The sequence below is a fragment of the Streptomyces sp. NPDC058691 genome, from assembly GCF_042714775.1.
GTDB lineage: Bacteria > Actinomycetota > Actinomycetes > Streptomycetales > Streptomycetaceae > Actinacidiphila.
This window is the reverse complement of record NZ_JBHXSO010000033.1, coordinates 72,974-95,172: the sequence shown is the minus strand read 5'-3', so window position 1 is coordinate 95,172 and position 22,199 is coordinate 72,974. Positions and strand designations below refer to the sequence as shown.

At 75.2% G+C, this 22,199-nt stretch carries 2 protein-coding genes; both read right to left on the bottom strand.

Annotated elements, in window-relative coordinates:
* Positions 1–25 precede the first annotated feature (25 nt).
* On the bottom strand, positions 26–232 hold the full coding sequence (locus ACFWVC_RS23415; protein WP_384289290.1) for an MbtH family protein: 207 nt from the start codon (positions 230–232) through the stop codon (positions 26–28).
* On the bottom strand, positions 229–22,119 hold the full coding sequence (locus ACFWVC_RS23410; protein ID WP_384289286.1) for a non-ribosomal peptide synthase/polyketide synthase: 21,891 nt from the start codon (positions 22,117–22,119) through the stop codon (positions 229–231). The genes ACFWVC_RS23415 and ACFWVC_RS23410 overlap by 4 nt, the downstream gene beginning before the upstream one ends.
* Positions 22,120–22,199 lie beyond the last annotated feature (80 nt).

Below are 22,199 nucleotides of genomic sequence, written 5' to 3'. Positions count from 1 at the left end.
CCGGCCCCTTCACCGTGCTTCCCGGTCAGGCTCCCTCGACGAGGCTCTTCGGGCGCAGGTCCGTCCAGTGGGTCTCGACGTACTCCAGGCACTCGTGGCGGCCGGCCGGGCCGTGGGCGACCGTCCAGCCCGCGGGGACGTCGACGAAGTCGGGCCACAGGCTGTGCTGGCCCTCGGTGTTGACCAGGACGGAGTAGACGCCGTCGGGGTTCTCGAAGGGGTTGCTGCTCATCGGGTGGATTCCTTCCGTGTGACCAGGGCCTGAAGGGCCCGGAACCAGGTCTGTGCCAGATCCCGGACGGCCTCCTCGGTGAGGAGTCCGCCGGCGTAGGCCCAGTGGGCGCCCAGCTCGGGGCCGCCGGGGCGGTCCTCGGTCAGGGCGTTGAGGGTGAGGGCGTGGGACATGGGCATCCCGGGGTCGGCGTCGAGGTCCGCGGCGTCGCCCTCGGGCGCGTACGACCAGTCGGCGGCCTCGGGGACGTCGAAGCGGCCCATGTAGTTGAACTCGATCTGCGGTTCGGCCAGTCGGGCCAGCTCGGGCCCCGTCACCGGGTTGAGGTGGCGGAGCAGCCCGTGGCCGACGCCCGCTGCCGGGAGGGCGGTCAGGTGCTCGCGGACGCGGGCGACGGCCTCCTCCGGGTCGAGCCCCGCGGCGCCCGGGTCCAGGCGGACCGGGACGACGCTGGTGAACCAGCCGATGGTGCGGGAGAGGTCGGCGTTGCCGGCCAGTTCCTCCTCGCGGCCGTGGCCTTCGAGGTCGACCAGGACCGCGCTGCCGGGCTCCGCGCCGAGTACGCGGGTCCGCCAGTCGGCGACCGCCTGCGCGAACGCGGTCAGCAGCACGTCGTTGACGCTGGCCCCGTACGCGGCCGGGACCCGGCCGAGCAGGGGTTCGGTGATCTCGGCGGGCAGGGTCAGCGACAGGTAGCGGGTGCTCTCCACCGTGTCGCGTGCCGTGTCCAGCGGCCGGGCCAGGGGCAGGCCCGCGCCGTCCGCGAGAACCGAGGTCCACCAGGGCAGTTCGTCCTCGCGGGCCGGGTCCTGGGCGCGGGCGGTCAGCAGCTCCGACCAGCGGCGGAAGGAGATGTCCACCGGCGGCAGCTCCGGGGTGCGGCCCGCCGCGACGGCCTCCCAGGCCGTCGCGAGGTCGGGGAGCAGGATGCGCCAGGTCACGCCGTCGACCACGAGGTGGTGGACGAGCAGCAGCAGGCGGCCCGGCCGTCCCGGCCCCGCGTCGAACCACACCGCGCGCACCATGTCACCGGTGTCCGGGTCGAGTCCGGCCCGGGCGGTGACCGCGTGGGCGGCGATCGCCTCGCGCAGCCCCGCGTCGTCCGCTCCGGCGACGTCGGCGCGGGCGAGCCAGGACGCCACGTCCACGGTGCCCGGGGCGGGCACCCGCAGCGCCCATTCTTCGTGGGGCCCGCCGCTCCCGCCGGTGGAGCACGGCTCGGTGCGCGTGCGCTCCAGGCGGGCGCGCAGCATGTCGTGCCGGTCGGCGACGGTCCGCAGGACGGCCAGCAGCCCCTTCTCGTCCATGTCCGCCGGGGTCTGCAGCAGGGCGGCCTGGTGGTAGCCCCAGATCGGGCCGCCGCGCTCGCGCAGGGCGTGCATGATCGGGGTGAGCGGAACCAGGCCCGTCCCGTCGTCGTGCGTACGGATCAACTCGTCGCCGGCGAGCGGGACCGCGGCTTCGGCGAGCGAGGCCACGTCCCGGAGCTGGAACACCTGGCGCGGGGTGATCCGCAGCCCGGTCGCACGGGCGCGGCTGACGAACTGCATGGCGACGATGCTGTCGCCGCCCAGGGCGAAGAAGTCGTCGTCGGTGCCGACGGCCTCCGCCGGCAGGCCCAGCACCTCGGCGACGATCCCGCACAGGGTGCGCTCGGTGTCGCTCGCCGGCTTGCGGCCGCCCGTTCCGGTGGTGAAGTCCGGTGCGGGCAGCGCCTTTCGGTTCAGCTTGCCGTTGGACAGCAGCGGCAGCCGGTCCAGGACGACCACGGCGGCCGGGACCATGTACTCGGGCAGGGTCGCCGCGGCGTGGGCGCGCAGGGCGGCGGGGTCGGCCGCGTGTCCCTCGGCGGGGACGACGTAGCCGACCAGCTGCCGGACGCGCGGACGGTCCTCGCGGGCGGTGACGACGACCTGGGCGACGGACTCGTGTGCGGCGAGCGCGCCCTCGACCTCGGCGAGTTCGACCCGGTAGCCGCGGATCTTGACCTGGTCGTCGGAGCGGCCGGCGTATGCGAGTTGTCCGTTATCCGTCCACCGCGCGAGGTCGCCGGTGCGGTACATCCGGGCGCCGGCCGGACCGTACGGATCGGCGACGAAGCGCTCGGCCGTCAGGTCCGGACGGCCCAGATAGCCGCGGGCGAGTCCCGCGCCGGAGAGGTACAGCTCGCCGGTGACGCCGGGCGGCACCAGGCGCAGCGAGGCGTCCAGGACATAGGCCCGCGTGTTGTGCACCGCGCGGCCGACGACCGGGCGGTCGCTCTCCGCCACCCGGCCGACGAGGGCGTCCACGGTGGCCTCGGTGGGCCCGTACAGGTTGAACGCCTCCGTGGCCTCCAGCGCGGCCAGCCGCGACCAGAGGGCGTCCGGCACGGCCTCGCCGCCGACGCCGACCACCGCCAGCGGGCAGTTGCCGTCGCGGATCAGGCCCGCGTCCGCCATCTGCGCCAGCAGCGACGGGGTCACCTCGATGAAGTCCAGTCCCTCGTCGCGGATCAGGGCGGCGAGGAGATCCGCGTCGCGGCGCGTCTCGTCGTCCACGATGTGCAGCGCGTGCCCGTCGAGCAGCCACAGGTGCGGCTGCCAGGAGGCGTCGAAGGAGAACGACCAGGCGTGTCCGACCCGCAGGTGGCGGCGGCCGGTCAGCTCCTTGGCGCGGTCGTGGAGGTCGTGGCGGTGGCTGTGGAAGAGGTTGGCGAGGCTGCGCTGGGTGACGACGACGCCCTTGGGGCGGCCCGTCGAGCCCGAGGTGTAGATGACGTACGCCGGGTGGTCGGGTGCCGGGGACTGCGGTGCCGCCTCCGGGAGACCGCCGAGGGCGTCCAGGCGCAGCACCGGGACGTCGGTGTCCGGCAGGGAGCCGGCCAGGGCGTCCGTGGTGAGGATCAGCCGCGGCGCCGCGTCGGCCAGCATGTCGAGCACGCGGTCGGCGGGCAGGTCGGGGTCGATGGGCAGATAGGCGGCGCCCGCCGTCATCACGGCCAGGATCGCCGTGATGTGGTCGGCGGTGCGCGGCAGCGCCAGCGCCACGATCCCCTCGGGTCCCGCGCCGGCGCCGGCCAGCACCCGGGCGAGCCGACCGGTGCGGGCGGCGAGTTCGGCGAAGGTCCACGTCGCGGTCGCGTCGGTGACGGCGACCGCGTCCGGGGACGCCGCGGCCTGCGCGGCGAACAGGGCGGGGACGGTGGCGTCCGGCGCCTGCGCGAGCAGAGCCGTGTCGTTCCAGGTCTCCAGCAGCATGCGCCGGTCGGCGTCGCCGAGGATGTCGAGGCGCCCGACGGCGGTGTCCGGGTCGCCGGCCATCGCCTCCAGGACGGTGACCATGGCCGACGCGATGCGCGCGGCCGCGGCCGGGGTGAACAGGTCGGGACGGAACTCGGCCGTCAGGCGAAGGCGTTCGTCCGGTTCGACGGCCCAGGCGAACGGGTAGTGCGTGGAGTCCTCGTGCTCGCGCACCGACAGGCGCAGGGCCGCGTCGTCGCCCTCCGCGTCCTCCGCGACCGGGTAGGACTCGAAGACCATCAGCGTGTCGAAGAGGTCGCCGAGCCCGGCGCCGCGCTGGATGTCCGCCAGACCGAGGTACTGGTGGGGGAGGAGCCGTGACTGCTCGTCCTGCAGGCGGTCCAGGAGGGTCCCGACCGGCTCCTGCGGGCGCAGCCGTACGCGGACGGGCACGGTGTTGATGAACAGGCCGATCATCGACTCGACACCGTCCAGCTCCGGCGGCCGGCCGGCCACCGTCGCGCCGAACACCACGTCGTCCCGGCCGGTCAGCCGCGACAGCACGATCGCCCAAGCCGCCTGCACCAGGGTGTTGACGGTCAGGCCGCGGCGCCGGGCGAGCGCGCCGAGCGCATCCGTCAGCCGCTCGTCGGCCTCGACGGTGTGGGTGCTGGGCACGACCGGCGCCCGGTTGGCGTCGGCGGGCACCAGGTGCGTGGGCTCCTCCAGCCCGTCCAGCGCCCCGGCCCAGGCGGCGGCGGAGGCCGCGGTGTCCTGCCGGGACAGCCAGCGCAGGTAGTCGCGGTAGGGGGCGGTGGCGGGCGGAGTGCTCCCGTTGTAGAGGGCGGCGAGTTCCGCCATCAGGCGGGGCACCGACCAGCCGTCGAGCAGCAGGTGCTGGTGCGACAGCACCAGGCGGTGGCCGCCGTCGTCCGTCCGGGCCAGCAGCAGCCGCAGCAGCGGCGGTTCCGCCGGGTCGAAGCGGCGCCGCTCCTGGAGCAGCAGGCGCTCCCACTCCCCGTCACCGGCCGGGACGTTCACCTGGCGCCAGGGCAGCGGCACCGAGCGCGGCGCCACGGCCACGGGACGGCCCGAGGAGAGGTAGCGGAAGCCGGCGCGCAGGCTCTCGTGCCGGTCGAGCAGTGCCTGCCCGGCGGCGCGCAGCCGCTCGGCGTCGACCGGGCCCTCGATGTCGTACGACACCTGGACGGTGTAGACGTCGGGGCCATGGTCGCCGCTGTCGAAGGAGGCGTGGAAGAGCAGGCCCGACTGGAGCGGCGAGAGCGGCAGCAGTTCCGCCGCGCCGGTGCCCGGGAGTTCGGCGCGTTCGGCGTCGGTGAGGTCGGGCAGCAGCGCGGCCTCGTCGGAGGTGTCCTGGCGCACGGTGTCGATGGCGACGGCGGCCAGGCCGGCCGGCGTCTTGTGCCGGAAGACGTCGCGCGGGGTGATCGTCAGACCCGCGGCGCGGACCCGGACGACGAGTTGCATCGCGATGATGCTGTCGCCGCCCAGCCGGAAGAAGTCGTCGTCGGGACCGACGCGTTCGAGGCCGAGGACGGCGGCGAACAGCTCGCACATCCGCGCCTCGCGCGGGGTGCGCGGCGCGGTCGCGGTGACCTCGGCGGCGAAGTCCGGCGCGGGCAGCGCCGCGCGGTCCAGCTTGCCGTTCGGCGTGAGCGGCAGGGCGTCCAGGACGACGAAGGCGGCGGGCACCATGTGCTCCGGCAGTGCGGTGGCCGCGTGGGCGCGCAGGGCCGCCACGTCCGCCTCCTGTCCGGGGGCGGGCACGACGTACGCCACCAGGCGCTCGTCGCGCAGCACGACGGCCGCCCGCGCGAGGCCCGCCCCGTGGGTCAGCACGCTCTCGATCTCGCCCGGTTCGACGCGGAAACCGCGCAGCTTGACCTGGTCGTCCACCCGGCCCAGGAACTCCAGCTCCCCGCCGCTCCTCCAGCGCGCCAGATCGCCGGTGCGGTACATGCGGCTCCCCGCCGGACCGTACGGGTCCGCGACGAAGCGCTCGGCGGTCAGCCCGGCGCGGCCGAGGTAGCCGCGCGCCAGCTGGACACCGGCGAGGTACAACTCGCCGGGCACGCCCGGCGGCACCGGGCGCAGCGCGGCGTCGAGCACATAGGTGCGGGTGTTCCACACCGGCCGGCCGATCGGCACGGCGGCCGCACCGGGAGCGGCCTCATGGGCGGTGACGTCGACCGACGCCTCCGTGGGGCCGTAGAGATTGTGCAACCCGGCCGCGCCCAGCACCTGGTGGAAGCGGACCGTCAGCGGCGCGGGCAGTGCCTCGCCGCTGCACAGGACGCGGCGCAGGCTCGCGCAGCCCGCCGCGGCGGGCTCGTCCAGGAAGGCCCGCAGCATCGACGGCACGAAGTGCGCCGTCGTGACACCGCGCCGCTGGATCAGGGCGGCCAGGTAGGCCGGGTCCTTGTGGCCCTCGGGGCGCGCCACGACGAGTGTCGCGCCGGTGATGAGCGGCCAGAAGAACTCCCAGACGGAGACGTCGAAACTCGACGGCGTCTTCTGCAGCACGCGGTCGTCCGGGGTGAGGCCGTAGGCGTCCTGCATCCACAGCAGGCGGTTGACGATGCCCTCCTGCGGCACGACCACGCCCTTGGGGCGGCCGGTCGAGCCGGAGGTGTAGATGACGTACGCGGGGTGGCGCGGGTCGTACGCCCGCGGGAGCGAACCGGTGGGGGCCTGCCCCGGCGGGGTGCCGTCGGTGTCGACCAGCAGGAGCGGCGCGTCGGTGTCCGGCAGGGTCACGCCGTCCGCCGTCACCACGCACGCCGGGCGGGCGTCGGCGAGCATGAACGCCAGCCGCTCCGCCGGGTAGTCGGTGTCGAGCGGCAGATAGGCGCCGCCCGCGCGGTGCACCGCGAGCAGGGTGACGACGAGGGCCGCCGAGCGCGGCAGCGCGACGGCGACGGTGGACTCCGGGCCGACACCGGCGCCCGTGAGGACGTGGGCGAGGCGTTCGACGCGCGCGTCCAGCTCGGCGTAGGTCACCGTGGCGTCCTCGACCGTCAGGGCGGTCGCGGACGGGGTGGCTACGGCCTGGGCGCGGAACAGTTCCGGGAGGGTGAGGTCCGGCACGGCGTGACCGGTGGCGTTCCAGTGCTCCAGCACCCGGAGGCGTTCCTCCCCGTCCAGCACGTCGAGGAGGGCGACCGGCCGCTCCGGCTCGGCCGAGACCTGCTCCAGCAGCCGTTCCACGCGCCGGGCCAGCAGTTCGGCGGTGGGGCGGTCGAAGAGGTCGGCGCTGTACTCGATCCAGCCCTGGATGCCGTTGCCCTCGCCCTGCTCGACGAAGTCGAAGCTGAGGTCGAACTTGGCGGTGTCCTGGCCGGCCGGCACCGGCCGGACCGTGAGGCCCGGCAGCACGGGCGTGCCGCCGCGCTCGGCGAGGTGGACGACCATGACCTGGAAGAGCGGGTGCCTGGCGAGCGAGCGGGCCGGGTTGAGGGCCTCCACCAGGCGTTCGAAGGGCAGGTCCTGGTGCTCGTACGCGGCCAGGTCGGCCGTCCGGACGCGGCGCAGCACCTCCGCGAAGCCGGGGTCGCCGGACAGGTCGGTGCGCAGCACAAGGGAGTTGACGAAGAAGCCGACCAGGCCCTCGAGACGCTCGTCCGCGCGCCCGGAGACGGGCGCGCCGAGCGGGATGTCGTCGCCCGCGCCGAGCCGGTGCAGCAGCGCGGCGACGGCGGCCTGGGAGACCATGAACATGCTGGCGCCCTCGCGGCGCGCCAGTGCGCGCAGGGCGCGCTCCGCCTCGGGCCTGATCGTGAAGCCGACGGTGCCGCCGGTGTGCGAGGACTCCAGGGGACGCGGCCGGTCGGTGGGCAGCGCCAGTTCCTCGGGCAGGTCGCGCAGCGCCTCGGTCCAGTAGGCGAGCAGGTCGTCGCCGGACCGCTCCAGCAGCTCCCGCTGCCACAGGGTGTAGTCGGAGTAACCGACCGGCAGCGGTGCCCAGTCGGGGGCACGGCCGGCGGCGCGCGCCGCGTAGGCCGCGCCGAGGTCGGAGAGCAGGGCCCGGTCCGACCACTCGTCGGTGGCGATGTGGTGCAGGACGAGGAGCAGCACGTTCTCGTCCTGCCCGGTCTCGGACAGCGCGGCGCGCAGCGGGAGTTCACGCTCCAGGTCGAACGGTCGCGCGGCGATCCGGGGCAGCTCGTCCTCCGGGACGGCGCCGAGCGTCACCCGTGCCTGCTCCGGCTCCAGCACCCGCTGGTACGGCACGCCGTCCACGGCCGGGAAGACCGTGCGGAGGGTGGCGTGGCGGGCGACGAGGTCGTTCAGTGCCGCCTCCAGCGCGGCGCGGTCCAGGGCGCCGGTGAGGCGCCAGGCGGTCGGGAGGTTGTAGGAGGGGTCGGCGGCGTCCACCTGGTGCAGCAGCCACAGCCGCCGCTGGGCGGAGGACAGCGGCAGCCGCTCCGGGACGGCACGCCCGGCGGTCAGGGCCGGACGGGCGGCGGCGCGGGGGCCGTCGAGCACGGCGGCGAGCCCGGCGACGGTCGGCGCGTCGAAGACGGCGCGCAGCGACACTTCGGCGCCGAACACGGTGCGGACCCGGCTGATCAGCCGCATCGCGAGCAGCGAGTGGCCGCCGAGGACGAAGAAGTCGTCGTCGATGCCCACCCGTTCCAGGCCCAGCACGGCGGCGAACTGCTCGCACAGGACCTCTTCGCGCGGGGTGCGGGGCAGCCGGCCGCCGACGGCCGCGGACAGGTCGGGTGCGGGCAGCGCGGCGCGGTCCAGCTTGCCGTTGACGGTACGCGGCAGGGACGTGAGACCGACGAAGGCGGCGGGCACCATGTGCTCGGGCAGCGCGGCGGCGACTCGGGCGCGCAGCACCGCCGGGTCGGCGTTCCGGCCGGGGGCGGGCACGACGTACGCGACGAGACGGAGCACGCCGGGGGTGTCCTCGCGGACGACGACGGACGCCGCGGAGACGGCAGGGTCCGCGGTGAGGACGGACTCGATCTCGCCGGGCTCCACGCGGAAGCCGCGGATCTTGACCTGGTCGTCGGCACGGCCCAGGTACTCCAGGGTGTGGTCCGCCCGGCGACGCGCCAGGTCGCCCGTGCGGTACATGCGCTCGCCCGGCTCCCCGAAGGGGTCGGCGACGAAGCGCTCCGCCGTGAGGTCCGGGCGGCCGAGGTAGCCGCGGGCCAGGCCGGCGCCGGCGAGGTACAGCTCGCCGGGCACGCCGGGCGGCGTCGGGCGCAGCCGCGCGTCCAGGACGTACACGCGCGTGTTGTCCACCGGCGCCGCCCACTCCGTGGCCCCGCCGTGGCGTCCGTAGGCGTCCACGGAGGCCTCGGTGGGGCCGTACAGGTCGTGCACCGCGGTGCCCGGCAGCCCGGCCAACTGCCGCCACAGGGCGGACGGCGTGGCCTCGCCGCCGACGGTGAGGACGGCGGGGGCGTGACCGCCTGGCGCGAGGAAGCCGTGGTGCATCAGCTCGACCAGGTAGGTCGGGGTGAGATCGACGTAGTCGGTGCCGGTCCCCGCCAGGTGCGCGAGGAGCGCGGCCGGGTCGGTCATCGTCGTCTCGTCCACGACGTGCAGTTCGTGGCCGGCCAGCAGCCACAGCAGCGGGTCCCAGGAGGCGTCGAAGCTGAACGAGGCGGTGTGCGCGGCCTTCAGGACCTCCCGGCCGGCGGCCAGGACCGCCGGCTCGATCATGTCGCGCAGATGGGCGCCGAAGAGGTTCGACAGTCCCCGGTGGGTGCCGATGACGCCCTTGGGGGTGCCGGTGGAGCCGGAGGTGTAGATCGTGTACGCGGCGCCCAGGGCGGGGTACGCGGCCGGGCGCACGAACTCCTGCCCCCCGGCCGGCGGGCCGTCCATCAGCAGCCGTTCGACGCCCGGTGCCGCCGGGAGCCGTTCGGCCAGTTCCGCGGTGGTCAGCAGGCACACCGGGCCCGCGTCACGGAGCATGAACTCCAGCCGCTCGGCCGGGAGTGCCGGGTCGAGCGGCAGATAGGCGGAGCCGGAGGCGAGCACGCCCAGGATCGCCGGGACCATGGCGTGCCGGGGGAGGGCCAGGCCCACCACGGTGCCCTCGCCCGCGCCGTGCCGGCGCAGCAGGGTGGCGACGGCGTCGACGCGGGCACCCAGTTCGCCGAAGGTCAGCGCGCCCTCGGAGGTCACCAGCGCGGTCCGGTCCGGGTGCGCTCGTACGGTGTCGGCGAAGATCTCCGGTACGGCGCGGGTCTCGACGGGGTACGCGGTGGCGTTCCAGACTCCCTCGGCGGCCTCGTGCTCGGCGGCCGTCAGCAGGTCGAACTCGGACAGCGGGCGGTCCGGGTGCGCGGCGGCCTGCCGCAGCAGCAGTACCAGCCGGTCCACGAGCAGCGCGGCGGTGCCCTCGTCGGCGAGGTCGGTCGCGTACTCCAGCAGCAGGGCCAGCGGCCTCGCCTCACCGTGGTCGACGAAGGTGAAGTCGAGGTCGAACTTGGCCGTGCCGGTGTCCATGTCGAACCACTCGGTCGGCAGGCCGAACACGTCGGGATCGCCGTCGGGGCGGTGGTGGTAGCCCAGCATCACCTGGAAGAGCGGGTTGCGGCCCGCCGCGCGCGGCGGGTTCACCGCCTCCACGACCCGGTCGAAGGGCACGTCCTGGTGCTCGAACGCCTCCAGCGCGGACTCACGGACCCGGGAAAGCAGTTGACGGAACGTCAGGTCATCGCCGGACAGGTCGGTACGCAGCACAAGGGTGTTGACGAAGAAGCCGACGAGGTCGTCGAGGCCGGCGTCGGTGCGGCCCGCGATGGGCGCGCCGAGCGGCACGTCGTCGCCCGCGCCCAGCCGGTGCAGCAGCGCGGCGGTGGCGGCCTGGAACAGCATGAACATGCTGGTGCCCGTCGCGGCGGACAGCTGCCGCAGCTCCCGGCCGAGGCCGGCGGGGACCTCGCTCCGCACGACCGCGCCCGCGCCGGTGGGCGCCGCGGGACGCAGCCGGTCCAGCGGCAGCGTCAGCTCCTCGGGCAGGTCGCGCAGCCGCTCCGTCCAGTACCCGGCCTGCGCCGCGCCGACGGTGTCGAGCAGCCGCTCCTGCCACAGCGTGTAGTCCGCGTACTGCACGGGCAGCGGCTGCCAGGACGGAGCCGAGCCCGCGGCGCGGGAGGTGTACGCGGCCGTCAGATCGGCCATGAACGGGCGGTCGGACCACTCGTCGGTGGTGATGTGGTGCAGGACGACGGCCACCACGTGGTCGTCCGGCCCGACCGCGAACACCTCGCCGCGCAGCGGCAGTTGCTCCGCCAGGTCGAACGGGCGGCGCTGCGCCGCCTCGATCAGTCCGGGCAGGCCGGTCTCGGTGGCGTCGGCGACCGTGAACTCCGGCCGGGCGTCGCCCGCCGGGACGATCCGCTGGAACGGCTCACCGTCCTGCTCGCCGACGAGGGTGCGCAGCGCCTCGTGCCGCGCCGCCACGTCGTGCAGGGCCTCCCGCAGCGCCTCGCGGTCGAGAGCGCCGCGCAGCCGGAAGACCAGCGGGAAGTTGTACGCGGCGCCGCCGCCGGTGAGGCGTTCCACCAGCCACAGCCTGCGCTGCGCCGCGGACAGCGGGACGCGTGCGGGACGTTCGGGTGCCGCGGTGAGCGCGGGGCGCGCGGGCCGGCCGGCGTCCGCCCGGCCCGCGAGCTGCGCGGGCGTCGGGGCCTCGAAGAGGTCGCGGATGGCCAGTTCGGCGCCCAGCTCCGTACGGGCCCGGCTCACCAGGCGGGTGGCCAGCAGCGAATGACCGCCCAGGTCGAAGAAGTCGTCCTCGGCGCCCACCGACGGCAGGCTCAGCACCTCGGCGAAGAGCCGGCACAGCACCTCCTCCTGCGGGGTGCGCGGGCCGCGTCCGCCGCCGAGGGCCACGGCCGGTTCGGCGTCCGGCAGCGCCCGCACGTCCAGCTTGCCGTTGGCGTTCATCGGCAGCCGGTCGAGCGTCACGAAGGCCGCCGGGACCATGTACTCGGGCAGTTCCCGCTTCAGGTCCTCGCGCAGCACCCGCACCAGCGCGCTCGCGTCGCGGCCCGCCGCCGGGTCGTTGGCGTACGGGGCGGTGCCGCCGCCCGGCCGGTACAGCCCGGCGGTGGTCCCGGTCGTCCCGGTGGTGTCGCCGGGGACGAACACGGCCTCGTAGGCGCCCGCTTCCGCGGACCACGTGGTCAGCACCCGGTAGCCGAGCCCGGCGCCCAGGTCGTGCAGGGTCTCGGGATCGACGCCGCCGGGCGTGACCCGCCCGTCCGGGATCGCGGTGACGCGCAGCCGCTCCGGGCGCTGCTCACGCAGGCGCTCGGGAAGGGCGGGCGACCAGGCGATCTCCGGCCCGTCGCCCAGCCGCACCGCGGGCTCGCCCTGGTAGAGCACCGCGTCGTAGCGGTGCCGGGTCAGCTCGTTGTGGTGCAGGCCGCGCTTGGTGCGCAGGTCGAGGCCGTAGCCGAGGGCGGCGAAGAAGTCCGGGTCGACCAGGAGCTCCTTCTCCAGCCGCAGGGCGCGGTCCACGGACCGCTCGAACTCCGCCGGGTCCGTGCCGCGAGCACGCTGGATCTCGGTGTGGAAGGTGCGGGCGAGCCGCAGGTTGCGCACGTCGCCGACGAAGAGCGCGCCGCCGGGGGCGAGCAGTTCCATGGCGCCGCGGACGACCGACTCCAGGTAGGCCACGCTCGGGAAGTACTGGACGACGGAGTTGATGACGATCGTGTCGAAGTACCCGGTGGGCAGCCCCTCCAGATCGTCGGCGGGCCGGCAGCGCAGCTCCACCTTGGCGGCCAGCTCCGGGTCCCGCCGCAGCTCCTCGCCGATCTTGCGGATGACGGGGGCGGCGAAGTCCGTCGCCCAGTACGCCTCGGCGTCCGGCGCCAGGCGGGACAGCAGCAGGCCGGAGCCGACGCCGATCTCCAGGACGCGGCGGGGCCGCAGTTCGCGGATGCGGGCGAGGGTGGCCTCGCGCCACTCGTGCATGTCCTCGAAGGGGATGGGCTGCCCGTCGTAGGAGCTGTCCCAGCCCGCGTACTCCTCGGTGAAGACGGCGGTGGAGATCTCCTCGTACTCGTCGGAGTAGATCTCCTGCCACTCGCCGACCTGGGCGCGCTCGGCGGACTCGCGCTCGGCGGGGTCGGCGGGGGTCGGCACGACGTAGCCGATCAGCCGGTCGTCGCGGACGACGACGGCGGCCTGGGAGACGCGCGGGTGGCGGCTGAGGGCGGTCTCGATCTCGCCCGGCTCGACGCGGTAGCCGCGGATCTTGACCTGGTCGTCGGTGCGCCCGAGGAAGTCGAGGTTGCCCTCGGCGCCCCGGCGTACGAGGTCGCCGGTGCGGTACATCCGCTCGCCGGGCTCGCCGAAGGGGTCGGCGACGAACCGCTCGGCGGTCAGACCCGGCCGGTCCAGGTAGCCGCGGGCCAGGCCGACGCCCGCGATGTACAGCTCGCCGGGCACGCCGTCCGGCACCGGCCGCAGCCAGGCGTCGAGGATGTGCGCGCGGGTGCCGCGAATCGGGCGGCCGACGGTGGGTGCGGCGCTGTCGTGGGTGCCGCCTCCGAGGGTGTTGATGGTGTACTCGGTCGGGCCGTACAGGTTGTAGCCGTACGTCCCCTCGGTGTCGCGCAGCCGCGCCCAGACCGTCTCGGGGACGGCCTCGCCGCCGAGCAGCACCAGCGGCGGGACGTGCCCCTCCAGCAGACCTTCCTCGATGAGGAGGCGGGCGTAGGTCGGGGTGACGTTGACGACGTCGATGCGGTGCCGCTCGCAGTAGGCGGTCAGGGCCTCCGCGTCACGCCGCAACTCCTCGTCGCAGATGTGCACTTCGTGGCCCTCCACCAGCCACAGCAGTTCCTCCCACGACATGTCGAAGGCGAAGGAGACGGTGTGCGCGACCCGCAGCCGCCGCCCGCCCGCCGAGGCGATCGCCGGGGCGAAGATCTCCTTCTGGTGGTTGAGCTGCATGTTCGTCAGGCCCCGGTAGGGGGTGACGACGCCCTTGGGGCGGCCCGTGGAGCCCGAGGTGTAGATGACGTACGCGGGGTGCTCCAGGCTGAAGCGCGCGGTCACCGGAGCGTCGGACAGCTCCGCGAGTTCGGCGGCCACGGCGGGGTCGTCCAGGAGCACGCGCGCAGTGGCGGAGTCCAACGTGGCCGACACGGCGGCGTTGCTGAGCAGGAGGAGCGGCCGGGCGTCCTCCAGCATCAGGGACAGCCGGTCGGCCGGGTGGTCCAGCTCCAGCGGCAGGTAGGCCGAACCGGTGCGCAGCACCGCGAACAGCGCCACCACCATGTCCAGGGAGCGCGGCAGACCCAGGGCCACGACCTTCTCCGGCCCCGCGCCGCGGGCGAGCAGCAGCCGGGCCGTGCGGTTCACGGCGGCGTCCAGCTCGGCGTAGCTGAGGGCGCGGTCGCCGAAGACGAGGGCGGTGGCGTCCGGGGTGCGGGCGGCCTGCGCGGCGAGCAGGTCCGCGATCGTCTCGGTCGGCTCCGGCACCCGGCTGCCGGCCCACTCCCGCTCCAGCGCGGCGTGTTCGGCGGGCAGCAGCGGGTCGAGCCCGCCGACGGGCGCGGACAGGTCCTCCGCCATGTGCCCCAGCAGCAGGGTGAAGCGGTCCAGCAGCGCGCGGGCGGCCTCGTGCGGGATGACGTCGGGGCGGTGCGCCAGGGTGACCAGGACGCGCCGACCCGGGGTCACGATCAGGTTGACGGGGTAGTGGGTCGCGTCGACGTTGGCGACGGCGGTGGCGCCGTGCTCGGCGCGCAGCCGCTCCAGCCGCTCCTCGGTGTCGTTGTTGCGCAGCACGAAGAGCGTGTCGAACAGCCTGCGGTGCCCGGTCTCGGACTGCAGCACACCGAGGCCCAGGTACTCGTACGGCATCAGCTCCAGCCGCTCGCCCTGGATCCGCCGCAGCAGGCCGAGTACGGACTCGGCGGGACGCAGGGCGACCCGGGCGGGCACGGTGTTGAGGAACATGCCGATGACGTGTCCCACGTCCGGCACTTCGGTCGGGCGGCCCGCGACGGTGGTGCCGAAGACGACGTCGGTGCGGCCGGTCGCCGAGGCCAGGGTGAGACCCCAGGCGGCGTTGAGCACCGTGTTGAGGGTGAGGCCGTGCGCCCGGGCCCGCTCGCGCAGCGAGTCGCCGAGCGCCGCCGGGAGCAGCGCGTCGAGCTGTTCCGGGATGACGGGTTCGAGTCCCGCGTCGGCGACGGCCGGGGCCAGCAGGGTGGGCTCCTCCAGGCCGGCGAGGGCGGCGCGCCAGGCGGCGGTGGCCGCGGTGTCGTCCTGGGTGTCCAGCCAGGCCAGGTAGTCCCCGTACGAGCCGGGTCGCGGGAGGCCGATGTCGTCGCCGCCCGTCGCGTAGAGGGCGAAGAGCTGGTCGAGGAAGAGCCACGCGGACCAGCCGTCCCACAGGATCAGGTGGCGGCCGATCACGAGGCGGTCGCCGCGCTCGGCGCCGCGCCGTACGAGCAGCATGCGGAACAGGGGCGGCGCGGCGAGGTCGAAGCGGCGGGTGCGCTCCTCGTCCATCAGCGCGCGGAGCCGTGCGTCCTGCTCGGCGGCGGGCAGCCCGGACAGGTCCACCGTCTCCAGCGGCACTTCGGGCGCCTCGACGATGAACTGCACCGGCTGGCGCAGCCCGTCACTGGTGAACCCGGCGCGCAGCCCGGGGTTGCGGGCGAGCAGGGTGCGGGCGGCGGCCCGCAGCCGGTCCTCGTCCAGGCGCTCGGCGAAGTCGAAGGACTCGTGGACGGTGTAGACGTCCAGGGCGCCGTCGTCGTACGCGGAGTGGAAGAACAGGCCCTCCTGGAGCGGGGCGAGCGGCCAGATCTCGGCCGGCGCCCCGCCGGCGAGCCCGTGCAGGCGCGCGGTCTCCTCCGGCGTCAGGTCGGGGCGGACGGGCCCGGTGCGCTCCGCGGCCACGGCTCCGGTGCGGGCGGCCAGGGCGAGCGCCGCCGGGGTGCGGTGCTCGAACACATCGCGCGGGCTCAGCTCCAGGCCGGCCGCGCGGGCCCGGCTGGCCACGCCGATCGAGCTGATGCTGTCGCCGCCGAGGAGGAAGAAGTCGTCGTCCGGTCCGGCGTCGGCCAGGCCGAGCACGGCCGCGAAGACCTCCGTCAGCGTCCGCTCCCGGTCGGTGCGCGGTGCGCGCGCGGCGGCACGCTCCACCTCCGGCGCGGGCAGCGCGGCCCGGTCCAGCTTGCCGCTGGGCGTGAGCGGCAGCGCGTCCAGGACCACGAAGGCGTCCGGGACGAGCGGCGCGGGCAGCACCTCGGCCACGGCGGCGCGCAGCGCGCCGGTGTCGGGCCGGGCGCCCCGGTCCGCGACGACGTACGCCACGAGGCGCTGCTCGCGGACGGTCACCGCGGCCTGGGCGACCTCCGGCAGCCGGACGAGGGCGGCCTCGGTCTCGCCGGGCTCGATGCGGTTGCCGCGCAGCTTGACCTGGCGGTCGGTGCGGCCCAGGTACTCCACGATGCCATCGGCACGACGGCGTACCAGGTCGCCGGTGCGGTACATCCGCTCGCCGGGCCGGCCGTACGGGTCGGCGACGAAGCGCTCGGCGGTCAGCGCGGCGCGGCGGTGGTAGCCGCGGGCGAGCTGCACACCGGTCAGGTACAGCTCGCCGGGCACTCCGTCCGGCACCGGGCGAAGGCCCGCGTCCAGCACCCGCAGTCCCGTGTTCCACACCGGTCGCCCGATGGGCACGGTGGTGCCGGGGGAGCCGTCGAACGGGTGGTACGTGACGTCGACGGCGGCCTCGGTGGGCCCGTAGAGGTTGTGCAGCGGCACGCCGGTCAGCGCCTGCCAGCGCGCGGCGGCCCCGCCGGGCAGGGCCTCGCCGCTGCTGAGGACGCGGCGCAGGCTCGCCGCCCACGACGGGTCGGCGGTCACCTCCGGCGCGCTCAGGAACGCCTCCAGCATGGAGGGGACGAAGTGCAGGGTGGTGACGCCCTGTTCGCGGACGAGCCCGGCGAGGTACGCGGGGTCGCGGTGCCCGTCGGGACGGGCGAGGACGACGGCGGCGCCCTCGCACAGCGGCCAGAAGAACTCCCACACACTGACGTCGAAGCTGGACGGCGTCTTCTGCAGGACGCGGTCCCCGGCCGTCAGGCCGTACTCGCCCTGCATCCACGCCAGGCGGTTGACGATGGCCCGGTGGGTGACGACGACGCCCTTGGGCCGGCCGGTGGAGCCGGAGGTGTAGATCAGGTACGCGGGGTGGTCAGGGCCGGCCGCCTCGCCCGCGACGGGCGCGGGGCCGTCCTCGGCGGGGGCGTCGATCAGCAGCGGGGCCAGGCCGTCCACCACGGGGAGCCGCGCGGCGTCGGCCGCGGTGGTCACGACGGTTGTCGCGCCCGAGTCGGCGAGCATGAGGGCCACGCGGTCGGCGGGGTAGGCCAGGTCGACGGGCAAGTAGGCCGCGCCGGACTTCAGGACGCCGAGCAGCGCGACCACCAGCTCCGCGGAACGCGGAACGGCGACGGCGACGAAGCGCTCCGGCCCGGCGCCGCGTGCGCGCAGCCGCGCGGCCAGCGCCTCGGCGCGCGCGTCGAGTTCGGCGTACGTCAGGGTCGTCGCCCCGTACACGACGGCGGTGGCGCCGGGGGTGCGGGCGGCCTGCGCCGCGAAGGCGGCGGGAAGCGTGGTGGCGGGGATCTCGTGGGCGGCGCCTTCGAGGTGGGCCGCGTCCCGCTCGTGTGCGGTGAGCAGGTCGACGGAGACCACGGGGCGCCCGGGGTCGTCGGCGATCGCCTCCAGCAGCAGCGTGAGCCGGCCCGCGAGGGCGCGGACGGCGTCGGCGTCGATCCTGCGCGCGTGGTGCTTGAGCCGCAGGTCCATGCGGCGGCCGGGCTTCACGATGAGCGCCAGCGGATAGTGCACGGTGTCGTGGAAGGCGTGGCCGGTGACGCGCACGGCGCCCGAGGGGTCGGCCAGGCCGGTCTCGGCGGGGTAGTTCTCGAAGACCACGAGGGTGTCGAAGAGTTCGCCGCCACCCGCGTGCCCGGCGGCCCGCTGGATCTCCGCGAGGCCGAGGTGCTGGTGGTCCAGCAGCGCGCTCTGCTCGTCCTGCAGACGGCGCAGCAGCGCGCCCAGACTCACCGACGGGTCCCAGGCCAGCCGGGTCGGCAGGGTGTTGATGAACAGGCCGACCATGGAGGCGATGCCGTCGACGGCGACGTCGCGTCCCGAGACGGTGGTGCCGAAGACGACGTCCTGCTGTCCGGTCAGCCGGCCCAGCAGCAGACCCCAGGCGCCCTGCACGACGGTGCCCAGGGTCACCCCGAGTTCGCGCGCGCGGGCGGCGAGGCGGGCGGTGACCCGCTCGGACAGCTCCACGCGGATCTGCGCGGGCTCGACCGGTCCGCCGTCGGCGGGGACGTCCACCAGGCGCGTCGCCCCGTCGAGCCCGGCCAGGGCCGACCGCCACGCGGCGCGGGCGGCGTCCCGGTCGGCGGTGGCGATACGGCGCAGGTAGGTCCGGTAGGCGGGGACCTCGGGGAGCGGCGCCGGGTCGGGCGCGTAGAGGGCCATCAGCTCGCGGTGCAGCACCGGCAGCGACCAGCCGTCCGCGACGATGTGATGGAACGTCAGCAGCAGTCGGCTGCGGCCCTCTTCGAGCCGGACCAGCGCGCAGCGCAGCAGCGGCGGGCGGGCGAGGTCGAAGGGACGCGCCCGCTCGTCGGCGGCGACGGCGTCCGCGAGGCCACGGCGCACGCCGTCCTCCTGCGCGGACAGGTCCACCTCGCGCCACGGCAGTTGGGGGGCCTGGACGACGACCTGGACCGGGCGCCCGTCGCCGAGCTGCCGGAAGCAGGCACGCAGCGGGGCATGCCGCTCCAGGAGCCGCTCCATGGCGCGGCGCAGGGCGGCGCCGTCGACCGGGCCGGACAGCTCCACGGCCTGCTGCACGACATAGGCGTCGTGGTCGGCGCCGTCGACGAGGGCGTGGAAGAAGAAGCCCTCCTGCAGCGGGCCGAGGGGCAGCACCTCGTCGACGGTGACCGTGAGGTCGCCGCGCAGGGCACTGAGTTCGGCGTCCGTCAGGGACAGCAGGGGCGTGTCCTGCTCGTCCGTAGTGGCGTCGTTCGGGCCGCCCTCCTGGGCGACCTCGGCGAGCGCGGCGACGGTGCGGTGCCGGAAGACGTCGCGCGGGGTGAGCCGCAGGCCCGCGCCGCGGGCGAGCACGAGCAGCTGGATCGCCACGATGCTGTCGCCGCCGAGCGCGAAGAAGTCGTCGTCGATCGTGACCGAGCGCACGCCGAGGGCCCGCGCGTACAGGGCGCACAGCAGTTCCTCGCGGGCGTCGCGCGGGGCGCGGCCGGAGCTGAGCGCGGCGTAGTCGGGCACGGGCAGGGCGGCGCCGTCGAGCTTGCCGCTCGGCGTCACCGGGAGCCGGTCCAGCGGAACGAGGGCCGCGGGGACCATGTACTCCGGCAGGAACTCGGCGGCGTGCGCGCGCAGCGTCCGCATCAGCGCGGAGACATCGCGGAACGGGGCGGGGTGGTTGGCGAGCGGCCGTCCGCCGCCGGGCCGGTACAGCGGCCCCGGGGCCGCGTCGCCGGAGGTGAAGACGGCGTCGACGCTGCCGTCCTCGGCGTCGCCGGTCCAGGTGAGGGCGGCGGACAGGCTGTGCCGTGCGGCGAGTTCGTGCAGCGACTCGGGATCGACGCCGCCGGCCCCGTCGGCGCCGGGGCGGCTGCTGTCGTCCAGGAGCGCGAGCGCGTCGAGGTCCTCGGCCAGCCGGGCGTTGGGCACCGCCGTGACGCGCAGCCGGTCAGGGCGCGCGGCGAGCCGGGCGTCCAGCGCATCGAGCGTGCCGAGCGCGGCCCATGCGATCTCGTCACCCGCGTCCGGGTCCACCGCGGTGCCGGCCGGGCGCAGCACGACGTCGTAGCGGTAGCGGGTCAGCTCGTTGTGGTGCGTGCCCCGCTTGATCCGCACGTCGGCGGCGAAGCCGTCGAGGCCCGCGAACCAGTCGGGGTCGACGAGGAGTTCGCCCTCCCACGCCACCGACCGGTCGACGGCGGCGAGCAGCGCCTCCTTGTCGGCGGCGTCGGCGGCGTCGGCGGTCCCGTCGCCGGAGCCGCGGCGGCTCTCCACCGCGGCCCGCAGGGTGCGCAGCAGCCGCAGGTTGCGGATGTCGCCGACGAAGAGGGCACCGCCGGGCGCGAGGAGCGTCGCGGCCTTGCGGAGCACGTCCTCCAGGTAGTCCGCGCCCGGGAAGTACTGGGCGACGGAGTTGACGACGACGGTGTCGAACCACCCCTCGGGCAGCCCGGCGGTGTCGTGCGCGGGGCGTGCCGACAGCTCGACGCGCCCGGCGAGTTCCGGCACGCCGCGGATCTGCTCGCGCAGTGCGGCGACGGCCTCCTCGGAGACGTCGGTGCCCCAGTAGGCCTCGCAGCCGGGTGCCAGCCGGGAGAGCAGCAGGCCGCTGCCGACGCCGATCTCCAGCACCCGTCGCGGCTCCAGCGCGGCGATGCGCTCGACGGTGGCGGCCCGCCACTCGCGCATGTCGGCCAGCGGGATGGGCAGCCCGTCGTACATGCTGTTCCAGCCCGCGAAGTTCTCCCGGAAACCCTCGGAGCCCGCCGCGGCGTAGAGCAGTTCGTGCAGGTCCTTCCACTCCGCGACCTCGGCGTCGCCGTCGAGCGAGGGCACGACGTAGGCGGCCAGACGCCGGTCGCCGGGCCGGTCCTCGCGCACGACGACGGCGGCCTGCGCGACGGCGGGGTGGGAGCGCAGCACGGACTCGATCTCGCCCGGCTCGATGCGGAAGCCGCGGATCTTGACCTGGCTGTCGACGCGGCCGAGGAACTCCAGCCGCCCGTCGGCCTTCCAGCGCACCAGGTCGCCGGTGCGGTAGAGGCGTTCGCCCGGCGCGCCGAAGGGGTCGGCGACGAAGCGTTCGGCCGTCAGGTCGGGCCGCCCGAGGTAACCGCGGGCGAGCCCGGCGCCGCCGAGGTAGAGCTCTCCCGCGACGCCTGCCGGAACGGGCCGCAGCCGGCCGTCGAGCACGTACGCCCGGGTGCCGGGGTCGGGCACGCCGATGGGCACGATGGTGCCGGGCGGGGTGTCGGGGTCGCACAGGCCCAGCGTGGAGTTGGTGGTCGCCTCGGTCGGGCCGTAGGCGTTGAACATCATGCGGCCGCGCGCGTAGCGGCCGACCAGCTCGGGGGAGACCCGCTCGGTGCCGGCGAGCAGCGTCGCCTCCGCGGGCAGGTGGACGTCCTCCGGCATGGCGGCGAGCAGCGCCGGCGGCAGGATCATGAAGGTGATGCCGTGGGCGTTCGCGTAGTCGGCCAGCGGCGCGCCCGGGACGCGCCGGTGCGAGGGCACGACGACCAACTGCCCGCCGGAGAGCAGGCCGAGGCACAGGTCCCAGAAGGCGACGTCGAAGCTGGGGGAGGCGAACTGCAGCACCCGGCTGTGCGGGCCGATGCCGAAGCGCTCGCTCTGGGTGGCGACGAGTTTCGCCACGCCGGCGTGCGAGAGTACGACGCCCTTGGGACGGCCGGTGGAGCCCGAGGTGTAGATGACGTACGCGGCGCTGGCGACGGACAGACGCCCGCCGAGGTCGGGGCCGGTCGTGGGCAGGGCGTCGAGTTCGGCCTCGGTGGCCGGGTCGTCCAGCACCAGTGCGGGCACCTCGTCCGGCAGTTCACCGGCCACCTCGGAGGTGGTGACCACACAGACCGGCGCGGCGTCGGCGAGCATGTAGGCGACGCGGTCGGCCGGGTAGTCGGTGTCGACCGGCAGATAGGCGGCACCCGACTTGAGCACCGCCACCTCGGCGACGATCAGCTCCGCCGAGCGCGGCACGGCCAGCGCCACCACGGCCTCGGGCCCCGCGCCCCGCGCGATCAGGGCGTGGGCCAGGCGGTTGGCGCGCGCGTCGAGTTCGGCGTAGGTCAGGCGGACGTCCTCGAAGACCAGGGCGGTCTCGCCGGGCCGGGCGCGGACCTGCTCGGCGAACATCGCGGGCCAGGTCGCGAGCGGCACCTCGTGGGCGGTGTCGTTCCACTCGTGGAGCACGCGGTGGCGTTCCGCCGCGTCCAGCAGCTCCAGTGCGCCGACGGCGCGGTCCGGGTGCGCGCCGGCGTCCGCGACCAGCGTCGCGTAGTGGCCGAGGATCCGGTCGACGGTGGCGGCCTCGAACAGGTCGGGTCGGTACGCGGCGTGGACCTCGCCCGGCGTCACCCGCAGTTCCAGGTCGAGCGGGCCGCCGGCCCAGTCGCCCGCGGCGAGACCGGTGTTGCAGATCCGGCCACCGCCGCGGGTCGGGGCGGCGCCGAGTTCCGCGGCGAGGGCGGGGACGGGCACGCGGTGGGCACGGGCCTGTTCCGCGGCGTCGGCGACCTGGGCGGTGAGCCCGGCGAAGGTGGTGTCCGCGGTCAGGGCGACCCGCAGCGGCAGCCCGTCGTGGGCGAGGACGACTTCGCCGGCGCCGTTCCCGTAGTGGTGCAGGAGGGCGGCGTACGCGGCGAGCAGTACCGCCTCGCCCGGAACGGGGCCGGGCAGGGCACGGGAGCGGACCAGGGCGGGGCCGCAGGGCCGCTGCGGATACGGGAGATCGACGGGGAGAACGGTCTCCTGTGCGAGCGGAATCAGCCGCCCTCGCCAGAATTCCCTTGCCGTCGCCGTCAGTTCTTCGTTACCCGACACAGGTGCCCGTGCCTCCCCTTACATGCGGAACCGACTCGGCCGAGCCGTGACCGGTCGCCATATTAAGGTAAGCATTACCT

Bases quoted from the DNA above. Each gene is read 5' to 3' on its own strand.
- ACFWVC_RS23415 (WP_384289290.1), bottom strand. From the start codon at position 232: ATGAGCAGCAACCCCTTCGAGAACCCCGACGGCGTCTACTCCGTCCTG.